The organism is Mesorhizobium sp. M4A.F.Ca.ET.090.04.2.1, from assembly GCF_003999085.1.
Taxonomy (GTDB): Bacteria; Pseudomonadota; Alphaproteobacteria; order Rhizobiales; family Rhizobiaceae; genus Mesorhizobium.
Genome location: NZ_RZOT01000221.1, coordinates 1 through 9,119, shown reverse-complemented (window position 1 = coordinate 9,119; position 9,119 = coordinate 1). Strand labels below are relative to the sequence as shown.

10 protein-coding genes and 1 pseudogene are annotated in these 9,119 nt (G+C 64.7%); 10 read left to right on the top strand and 1 reads right to left on the bottom strand.

Annotated elements, in window-relative coordinates:
- A partial coding sequence (locus EN781_RS16900) for an FAD-dependent oxidoreductase (protein WP_189347632.1) occupies window positions 1-246 on the bottom strand: 246 nt, incomplete at its 3' end.
- A gap of 434 nt (window positions 247-680) precedes the next feature.
- Here EN781_RS16900 and EN781_RS16895 point away from each other — a divergent pair.
- The 10 genes and pseudogenes from EN781_RS16895 to EN781_RS16850 form a co-directional block, all read left to right on the top strand.
- The gene (locus EN781_RS16895) at window positions 681-1,970 is read left to right on the top strand and encodes an imelysin family protein (protein ID WP_126059250.1); all 1,290 of its coding nucleotides are present in this window, start codon (window positions 681-683) and stop codon (window positions 1,968-1,970) included.
- 109 nt (window positions 1,971-2,079) lie between these two features.
- Window positions 2,080-2,391: a (2Fe-2S)-binding protein gene (locus EN781_RS16890; RefSeq protein WP_126056686.1), complete on the top strand. Its 312-nt coding sequence runs from the start codon at window positions 2,080-2,082 to the stop codon at window positions 2,389-2,391.
- Entirely contained in the window at window positions 2,357-2,842 is a 486-nt protein-coding gene (gene bfr / locus EN781_RS16885; protein ID WP_126056685.1) for a bacterioferritin, read from the top strand. The genes EN781_RS16890 and bfr overlap by 35 nt, the downstream gene beginning before the upstream one ends.
- Window positions 2,843-2,854: 12 nt before the next feature.
- A complete protein-coding gene (locus tag EN781_RS16880) occupies window positions 2,855-4,462 on the top strand; it encodes a di-heme oxidoredictase family protein (RefSeq protein WP_126056684.1) in 1,608 nt (535 codons plus the stop codon).
- Window positions 4,462-5,541: an imelysin family protein gene (locus tag EN781_RS16875; RefSeq protein WP_126056683.1), complete on the top strand. Its 1,080-nt coding sequence runs from the start codon at window positions 4,462-4,464 to the stop codon at window positions 5,539-5,541. The genes EN781_RS16880 and EN781_RS16875 overlap by 1 nt, the downstream gene beginning before the upstream one ends.
- A 3-nt stretch (window positions 5,542-5,544) precedes the next feature.
- Window positions 5,545-6,660: a DUF1513 domain-containing protein gene (locus EN781_RS16870; RefSeq protein ID WP_126056682.1), complete on the top strand. Its 1,116-nt coding sequence runs from the start codon at window positions 5,545-5,547 to the stop codon at window positions 6,658-6,660.
- A 156-nt stretch (window positions 6,661-6,816) separates the two neighbouring features.
- Complete coding sequence (gene tsaB, locus EN781_RS16865; protein WP_127400165.1) at window positions 6,817-7,554, top strand: tRNA (adenosine(37)-N6)-threonylcarbamoyltransferase complex dimerization subunit type 1 TsaB; 738 nt, start codon at window positions 6,817-6,819, stop codon at window positions 7,552-7,554.
- Window positions 7,554-8,048, top strand: coding sequence for a ribosomal protein S18-alanine N-acetyltransferase (gene rimI / locus EN781_RS16860; RefSeq protein WP_127400164.1), 495 nt, complete (start codon window positions 7,554-7,556; stop codon window positions 8,046-8,048). Before tsaB ends, rimI begins: the two co-directional genes overlap by 1 nt.
- Before the next feature lie 27 nt (window positions 8,049-8,075).
- A complete protein-coding gene (locus tag EN781_RS16855) occupies window positions 8,076-8,876 on the top strand; it encodes a 1-acyl-sn-glycerol-3-phosphate acyltransferase (RefSeq protein ID WP_126056679.1) in 801 nt (266 codons plus the stop codon).
- A gap of 85 nt (window positions 8,877-8,961) precedes the next feature.
- Window positions 8,962-9,119 (top strand): annotated as a pseudogene (locus EN781_RS16850) (tRNA (N6-isopentenyl adenosine(37)-C2)-methylthiotransferase MiaB); the annotation flags it as partial.

Sequence of the window (9,119 nt, the reverse complement as noted above, 5' to 3'; positions counted from 1 at the left end):
GGCCTCGATGCGGACGCCCGGCCGGTAGTCGATGGCGCTGCCTGAATAGAAGGCTTCGCCGCGCAGGGGCTGCGGCTTTGCGTCCGGGTCCTTGATGAAGGTCTTCGAAAGCGGCGGCTTGTGGTAGGGCAGTTCGCTCTCGTCGCCAATCAGGATGACCGGGCCGTTGTAACCCTCCTCGCGCAGGCTCGCCGCCGCCTGCACGCCAGCGTGACCCGCACCGACAATGACCACCCCGTTCTTCATCGCAGCCCTTTTTGCGCCCAAATCTAGGATCTTCCGCCACGTGGCGATTGTCTGCCGCCGTCGCAAGAGCCCCGGTCCGGGTCGCACCCGGAATGGTCGCCTGTCAATCGCCGCATTCCATGATTACGTCGCATCGGCAAAGGCTTAAAGTTGATAGTTGTAGTTTAGAATTATTCTAAACAGTTGTTTCAATTGAATTTTCTTGGGTGGACCTGTTGACTTCCAACCCCTTCGCCGCTTTATGGAGGCTCGCGCGGCAAGCGCATCCTTTGATGTCTGGGCCTTGAACCCTTTCGATTGGAGGCATTTCGGTGTCTGTCTTCCACGAACCGCGCGACGGCGCGGTCTATGTTGTGCCCGGCGGCATACCCATGCCTCGTCACGGTCTGGCACGCGCGCCTTTTAGCGAATTCCCAAGGAACTGGAGAACGATGATGACAGCACGTAATGGCGGCAGGCTCGCTGCGATCTGCGCGACTGCCGCGCTGACGGCGGCGGTGTTTGTGCTGCCGGCCAAGGCCGAAACCGACGCCAAGGCGGTCATCAAGACCTATGCCGACATCGCACTCGCCAAATACGAGGATTCGCTAACCACGGCGCAGGCCCTCGACAAGGCCGTCGACGCGCTGCTCGCCAAGCCCTCGGCGGACACGCTGAACGCCGCTCGGGAAGCCTGGAAGGCATCGCGCGTTCCCTACCAGCAGACCGAGGTCTACCGCTTCGGCAACAAGATCGTCGACGACTGGGAAGGCAAGGTGAATTCCTGGCCGCTGGACGAAGGCCTGATCGACTATGTCGCCAAGAGCTACGGCAGTGAGTCCGACACCAATTCGCTCTACACCGCCAATGTGATCGCCAACAAGGAGATCGAGATCAACGGCAAGAAGGTCGACGCCTCGAAGCTGTCGCCAGAATTCCTTTCCGGCACGCTGCAGGAGGCCGGCGGCGTCGAGGCCAATGTCGCGACCGGCTATCACGCCATCGAGTTCCTGCTCTGGGGCCAGGACCTGCACGGCACCGGTCCCGGCGCCGGCGAGCGGCCCTACACGGACTATGACCTCGCCAACTGCACCGGCGGCAATTGCGACCGCCGCGCCGAATATCTGAAGTCGGCGAGCGACCTTTTGGTTTCCGACCTGCGGGAGATGGTCAACAACTGGAAGGAAGACGGCGCCGCCCGCAAGAACTTGGTCGATGGCGACGCCAACGCCGGCATTTCGACCATCTTCACCGGCATGGGTTCCCTGTCCTATGGCGAACTCGCCGGCGAGCGCATGAAGCTCGGCCTGCTGCTGCATGATCCGGAAGAGGAGCACGACTGCTTTTCGGACAACACCTACAACTCGCACCTCTATGACGCCGTCGGCATCCGCGCCGCCTACCACGCCAGCTACACGCGCCTCGACGGCACGGTCGTTTCCGGACCTTCGGTATCGGACATGGTCAAGGTCGCCGACCCGGCGATCGACAAGGAGCTGTCTGATAAGCTCGATGCCTCCGTCGCCAAGATGGAAGCGATCAAGGCGCGCGCGCTGGCCGGCGAGGCCTATGACCAGCAGATCGCCGAGGGCAACACCGAAGGCAACGCCACCGTGCAGGCGGCGATCGATGCGCTGATCGACCAGACCAAGTCGATCGAGCGCGCCGTCGGCTCGCTGAAGCTCAACAGCATCGCCTTCGAAGGCTCCGACAGCCTCGACGCGCCGGACAAGGTATTCAAGTAAGGCGCGAGCATACTCCCAAAAAGTGGAAGCCGATTTTTGGACAAGATCGTGCTCGAATGAGAAACAAGCCAAACGGCGCCGGAGCGGCGCCGTCAGCCAGGGCAAGTGAATGCTGATCTGCCATTGCAACATCATCACCGAGAAGGAGATCGAGCAGACGATCGTAGGGCTGCTGGATGAGGATCCCTGGCAGCTCATCGTGCCGGCCAAGGTCTATCATGCCATGCGCAAGCGCGGTCGCTGTTGCGGCTGCTTCCCAAATGTGGTGGAAACGATCATTCGGGTCACCGAGCACTACCACGCCCGCTCTGAGGCGAGCGGCGCCGACATCGTTTCACACCTGGACCGCGTCAGAGGCTTGCGCGGCCAATACGGGAGCAGAACCCATGAAAGGCGAACCGCAGGTCATCGAGCGGCTTAACGAGGCCCTGTTTCTGGAGCTGGGGGCCGTCAATCAGTACTGGGTCCACTATCGCCTGCTCGAAGACTGGGGCTACACCAAGCTGGCGAAGAAGGAACGGGCGGAATCGATCGAGGAAATGCAGCATGCAGACCGGCTCGTTGCCCGCATCATCTTCCTTGAGGGGCATCCGAACCTGCAGTCCGTGGCGCCGCTGCGCATCGGCCAGAACGTGAAGGAAGTGCTCGAATCCGATCTTGCCGGCGAGTATGACGCGCGCACCGCCTATAAGCGCTCGCGCGAGATCTGCCAGGAGGCCGGCGACTACGTGTCGATGAAACTGTTCGAGGAACTGCTTGCCGACGAGGAAGGTCACATCGACTTCCTCGAGACGCAGCTCGACCTGCTCGCCTCGATCGGCGAGGAGAAATACGGCCAGCTCAATGCCGACTCGGCCAACGAGGCGGAGTAAGGACATGCGGGAATGCGGCGCCGCCTAGATTTCCTGCGCCGCTCGCGGCGGGCCGAAGGCTCGCCTTCCTCGCCTTCCAGGGAAAGCTCGCTGGCCTGGCTGGTTCGCGGGCTTTCTCTCATTTCCGTGATGGCCACCGCTTCAGCGCTGGCTGGAGACCCGCTGCCCGCAGACCTTGCCGCCACGCGCAGCGATCTGACGCCAAAGGACCTGGCGCGCGTCATCGCCGTCACCAGGCCAACCGCGGACTTCTCCAAACCCGAGTCATTCGAGCTGATACAGGGTGGCGCCGGCACCTCGCGCAAGGACGTCAGCCGCGACGCCTTCTCCCAGCCCGCCGCCAACATCACCTTCGAGGAGGAGGGCAACTTCAAGCTCGGCAATGCGCTTTTCCGCAAGAACTGGGTCTCCTCGCCGTCCTCGACGCAGGCATCGGACGGTCTTGGGCCGCTGTTCAACGAGCGCGCCTGCCAGAATTGCCATCTGAAGGACGGCCGCGGCCGCCCGCCGGCAGGTGGCGCCGGCGCCACCTCGATGTTCCTGCGCCTGGCGCGCGATGCAAGCAGCGAGCAAGAGAAAGCCGAGCTTGCCGGTCACAAGCTGCTGAACTTCCCCGATCCGGTCTACGGCTCGCAATTGCAGGAGCTGGCGGTTCCTGGCCTCAAGGGCGAAGGCCGCATGCGCGTTGGCTACCAGGAAGAGAAAGTGACGCTCGCCGACGGCTCCGTCGTCTCGCTGCGCAAGCCGAGCTATTCCGTCGAAGGGCTGGCGTATGGTCCGCTCGATCCGCGCACCACGCTGTCGCCGCGGCTGACGCCGCCGATGATCGGCCTTGGCCTGATCGAGCAGATCGCGCCCGCCGACATCCTCGCCCATGTCGATCCGGACGATCGCGACGGCGACGGCATCTTCGGTCGGCCGAATATTGTGCGTGATGAGTTGAGCGGCGAGGTGACTTTGGGCCGCTTCGGCTGGAAGGCGCAGACCGCGTCGATCCGCGAGCAGGCGGCGGAGGCCTTTGCCGGCGACATCGGCATCTCGACGCCGGAGGCGCCGAAACATTGGGGCGACTGCACGGAGGCCGAAAAGGCCTGCCTTGCCATGCCGAACGGCGTGCAGCAGCGGCTCGGCCCGGTCGAGGCGCCGCCGCCGGTCATGGATCTCGTCACCTTCTATTCGCAGAACCTTGCCGTGCCGGCCCGGCGTGACATCGATAACCGCCAGGTGCTGGCAGGCAAGAAGCAGTTCTACGAGATGGGCTGCATTTCCTGCCATACGCCGAAATTCGTCACCTTGCGCGGCACGCCCAACAAGGCGCAGGCCTTCCAGTTGATCTGGCCCTATTCCGACTTCCTGCTGCATGACATGGGGCCGGGCCTCGCCGATGGACAGTCTGTCGGCGACGCGACCGGCAGCGAATGGCGCACGCCGCCGCTGTGGGGCATCGGCCTGACCGGGACGGTCAACGGCAATATGTTCTTCCTGCATGACGGGCGCGCCCGCACCCTCGCCGAGGCGATCCTGTGGCATGGCGGCGAGGGGCAGAAGGCGCGCGACCGCTTTGCCGCCGCCGATGCTGCCGATCGCGATGCGCTGGTCAAATTCCTGGAGTCCCTGTGATGTCGAAGCGTCTTGCGTTTGCTCTCCTCTTTCCCCTGGCGCTGTTTGGCGTTTCCCCGGCATCGGCTGAGGTGAAGGCTTCCGCTGTCATCCAGCGGGCGATCGATGGCTTTATCCGCCCTGCCTATGCCAGCCTGCACGACCATGCCGGCAGCTTGACCAAGGCCATGCGGACGCTGTGCAATGCGCCGTCGCAAGGCAGCCTCGAGGCGGCGCGTGTCGAGTTCTCGGCCACGGTCGAGGCCTGGTCATCGGCTGAAATCATCGCTTTCGGGCCGATCAAGGAGAACAACCGGCTGGAGCGCATGCTCTACTGGCCGGACCGCAAGGGTATCGGCCTGAAGCAGGTGCAGGCGGCATTGGCCGGCAAGGACCCGACCGCCACCGATCCGGCGCAACTGGCGGACAAGAGCGTCGCCATGCAAGGGCTCGGCGCGCTCGAGTTCGTGCTTTACGGCGACGGCGCCGACGCCCTTGCCGGCAAGGACGATCCCTATCGCTGCGGCTACGGCGCGGCCGTCGCCGGCAATATCGAAACGATGGCCGCCGAGGTTGATGTGGCGTGGAAGAAGCCGGACGGATTTGCCGCGCTCTGGGCCAACCCGGGACCGCAGAACGCGCTCTACCGCGACGGCACCGAAGCGGTGACCGAGCTGGTCGGCGTCTTCATCAACGAGCTGGAGATGGTCCGCGACGTGCGCCTCAAAGGGTTCCTGGGCGGCAAGCCGGACGGCGACAAGCCCAGGCAGGCGATCTATTGGCGCTCGCAAAACACGACGAATTCCCTGGCCGGCAATCTCTCCGGTATCGATGCGCTGTTCGTGGCTTCGAAGCTTGGCGATGCGCTTCCGGCCGATGCGCAATGGATGGCCGAGTCCATCCACATCCAGCTCGCCAATGGTGTTGCGACCGCCAAATCCGTCACCGGTCCGATCGACAAGGCGCTCGCCGATCCGGAGCTGCGAGACAAGCTTGATCATTTCGCGCTGATCACCTCGAGCCTGACGACCTTGATCGGCACTAGGCTGACCGCCGAATTCGGCCTGACCGCCGGCTTCTCCTCGCTGGATGGGGACTGAGCGATGATCTTGCCCCGCACGCCGCTGATCGACCGCCGCGATTTCCTGCGGGCCGCCGGCGCCGGCTTCATCGCCGGGATGGCGCCGCGGGCCTGGGCAAAGACGCTTGATGCCGACGCGGTCTTCGCCACCGCCTTCGTCAAGCGCGACGGCAGCTATGGCGCCGCCGTGCTGTCCGAGGCAGGCAATGTGCTGCATGCGATCGATCTGCCCGACCGTGGCCACGATGTCACCTTCGATCCGATCTCGAAGCGGTCCGTGGTCTTTGCCCGGCAGCCCGGCACCTTTGCCGTGGTTTTCGATCACACCCGTCGCGACAAGCCGCTGACCATCGCAAGCGTCACCGGACGACATTTCTTCGGCCACGGCGTCTTCTCGACCGACGGCGCGCTGCTCTATGCCACCGAGAATGACTTCGACAACGCCGCCGGCGTCGTCGGCGTCTATGACGCGCGCTCAGGTTTCGGGCGCGTTGGCGAATTCCCGACCTACGGCATGGGGCCGCATGAGTTGCATTTGCTCGGCGATGGCCGGACGATCGCGGTCGCCAATGGCGGCATCGAGACCCATCCGGATTACGGCCGCGCCGAGCTCAACATCGCCACCATGAAGCCGTCCTACGTTCTGGTCGACCGCATCACCGGCGATCTGATCGAAAAGCACGAATTGCCCTCGGCGCTGCACCAGCTGTCTATCCGGCACATGGATTGCGACCAGTCCGGCACGGTCTGGTTCGGCTGCCAGTATCGCGGCCCGGCGACCGACCGGCCGCTGCTGATCGGTCGCGCGGCGCGCGGCAAGGACCTACAGTTGCTCGACGTGCCGCAGGATGTGCTCGCGGGCTTCCGCAACTATATCGGCTCGGTCGCCGCCAATCCGGCCGCCGGCACCGTCGCCGTCACATCGCCGGAGGGCAATTCGCTCGCCGTCATTGACGCCGCCAGCGGCCGCATCGTCGCCACCAGGGCGCTGGTCGAGGTCTGCGGCCTGGCGCCTGACGGTTCGGGCTTCATGGCCACGACCGGCACCGGGGAGATCGTCGAGGGCAATGGCACGATGCGCTCCGAGCCCGACTATATCTGGGACAACCACATGCTGCGCATCGAGCAGGCGGCCTGAATCTCAAGACCCCTGGTCGGCGCTGTCCTCAATAGGATCATTTTCCGGCCGGCCGAGGTTAAGCCGCTTAACAAATGTCGAGCTTGCCCCTTGCAGGGACGGGCCGTGTTGGGCACAGGGAATTGTTTTTTCGACCCAAGGCATTAACTGGCCACCATGAAGCTGCTTGCCATCGACTGTGCCGCCACTCTCTGCGCCGCCTGCGTCTATGACACGGCGGCGGAGAGCGAGCTTGGCCGCCAGGTGCTCGACCTCGGCAAGGGTCATGCCGAGCATCTGATGGCGGTCATCGACGCGGCGCTTAAAGCGGCGAAGACCCGCTACGCAGGCCTCGACGCCATTGCCGTCTCCGTCGGCCCGGGTTCCTTCACCGGCCTGCGCGTCGGCGTCGCTACGGCGCGCGGCCTGGCGCTGGCGCTGAAGATCCCGGCAATTGGCGTGACCACGCTCGAAGCCCTGGCTGCGGAAGCGGCCGCATCCTTTCCCGGCCGCGCCGTGCTTGCCGCCCTTGACGCCGGGCGCGAGGAGATCCATGCCGCCGCCTTCGACAAAGCGTTAGTATTGACTTACGGTCCGGTGGTGGCCACGCTTGCGCAAGCCACTGCGATAGCGGTGGAGACGTCCGCTGTGCTTGCCGGCACAGCCGCGGAAGAGATCGCCGCCTCGGGCGGGCGCGCTTTCGACATCGGCCCGACCGGCGCCACCGCCGACATAGCGGTCTATGCCCGCCTAGCCGCTGAAAAAGGCGCGGGCGAAAAGCCGAAACCGCTCTATCTGCGCGGCGCCGATGCCAAGCCGCAGGCCGGCTTCATTCTTCCAAGACAGGACCATGATCCCAAAAAGTGGAACCCGGTTTTTGGGCAAGATCATGGTCCAGAAGGAAAAAAGAGTTGATGCGCATTCCCTTCTTTCAGCCGCGCCGTAGGGACTATGCGCTTCAGCCGCTGACAGTTGCCGACAGCGAGGCGATCTCGGCGCTGCATCACGAGGACTTTGTGCGGCCGTGGACCGACGGCGAGTTCGCGGCTTTGCTCGAACAGCACACCGTGTTCGGCTATGCCGCGCGCGAAACCGGACAGGGCGGCAAGCCGCCGGTCGGCTTCGTGCTGGCGCGGCTGGCGGCGGGCGAGGGCGAGATTCTCACCGTAGCCGTCGCCCGCTCCCACCGCCGCCAGGGGCTTGGCTGGCAATTGATGGACGCGGTGCTGCGCGAATTGCACGCGCAACGCGCCGAGGCGCTGTTCCTCGAGGTCGACGAGACCAATGTCGCGGCCATCGCGCTCTATCGGCGCCTCGGCTTCCGCGAGGTCGGCAAGCGCGCCAACTACTACAGATCCCCCGAGCGCGGCCCGACCGGCGCGCTTGTCATGCGCCGCGATCTTCGCTAGCCAAGGCGCGGGTCAGGGCCGGAGCGAATGATCAAGAAAATCAGGATTTTCCTGGCGCTTAGCCTCGTCGTCGCCGGCTCTCTGGTCCTGGTGCCGCTGCAGATCCTGTCGATGAAGACCGGGCTGTGGCCGGAAACCCTCATCCTCAAGATCTGGCACCGGATGATCGCCAGGGCGCTCGGCCTGCGCATCCACGTCAAGGGCGCGCTGTCGGCCAGGCGCCCACTGCTGGTCGCGTCCAACCACATCTCCTGGACCGACATCATGGTGCTCGGCTCCAGGGTCGACGTGAAGTTCATCGCCCGCGCCGACATGGCGAACTGGCCGATGATCGGCATGCTTTCGAAGCTGCAGCGCACCGTCTTCATCGAGCGCGAGCGCAAGCGCAGCTCGGGCGACCAGGCCAGCGAAATCGCCAGCCGCATGGCCAATGGCGACGCCATGGTCCTGTTCGCCGAGGGCTCGACCGGCGACGGCAATCTGCTGCTGCCCTTCAAGAGCACGCTGTTCGGCGCCGCCTCGATGGCGATTTCGGAAGGGGCGACGGAGGCAGTGTTCATCCAGCCGGTGGCGATCGTCTACACCAGGCTGCATGGCGTGCCGCTCGGACGCCGCCACCGGCCGATCGCCGCCTGGATCGGCGACGAGGACCTGATGCCGCATCTCAAGGTGCTGCTCGCCGAGGGCGCGCTCGATGTCGAGCTGCATTTCGGCGAGCCGATCGCCTTTTCCAAGGGCTCGAACCGCAAGGAGACGGCAAGGCTGATGGAAAGCCGGGTGCGCGAGATGGTGCAGGCGGCGCTCGCCGAGCCACGCCCGAGCCGCTGACGCCGCCGTTGCGCGTTCGAGGGGCGCGGCGCCACGGCGCAGAATCGTCTGTTTTTTGTCACCGAAAGGCGTTAGAAGCCGCCCGATGGACCTGAACACGACAGAACGGAACGATATCGGCATCGCGCCCGACAGCCTGGCGGCGCCTGCTGCGACGAAGAAAGTCTTCGTCAAGACCTATGGCTGTCAGATGAATGTCTACGACTCGCAGCGCATGGCCGATGCGCTGGCGACGGACGGCTA

What these genes read in the sequence shown, in the direction of transcription:
- EN781_RS16895 (WP_126059250.1), top strand. Translation starts at nt 681, where the DNA reads ATGACAGCACGTAATGGCGGCAGGCTCGCTGCGATCTGCGCGACTGCC.
- EN781_RS16890 (WP_126056686.1), top strand. Translation starts at nt 2,080, where the DNA reads ATGCTGATCTGCCATTGCAACATCATCACCGAGAAGGAGATCGAGCAG.
- bfr (WP_126056685.1), top strand. Translation starts at nt 2,357, where the DNA reads ATGAAAGGCGAACCGCAGGTCATCGAGCGGCTTAACGAGGCCCTGTTT.
- EN781_RS16880 (WP_126056684.1), top strand. Translation starts at nt 2,855, where the DNA reads ATGCGGCGCCGCCTAGATTTCCTGCGCCGCTCGCGGCGGGCCGAAGGC.
- EN781_RS16875 (WP_126056683.1), top strand. Translation starts at nt 4,462, where the DNA reads ATGTCGAAGCGTCTTGCGTTTGCTCTCCTCTTTCCCCTGGCGCTGTTT.
- EN781_RS16870 (WP_126056682.1), top strand. Translation starts at nt 5,545, where the DNA reads ATGATCTTGCCCCGCACGCCGCTGATCGACCGCCGCGATTTCCTGCGG.
- tsaB (WP_127400165.1), top strand. Translation starts at nt 6,817, where the DNA reads ATGAAGCTGCTTGCCATCGACTGTGCCGCCACTCTCTGCGCCGCCTGC.
- rimI (WP_127400164.1), top strand. Translation starts at nt 7,554, where the DNA reads ATGCGCATTCCCTTCTTTCAGCCGCGCCGTAGGGACTATGCGCTTCAG.
- EN781_RS16855 (WP_126056679.1), top strand. Translation starts at nt 8,076, where the DNA reads ATGATCAAGAAAATCAGGATTTTCCTGGCGCTTAGCCTCGTCGTCGCC.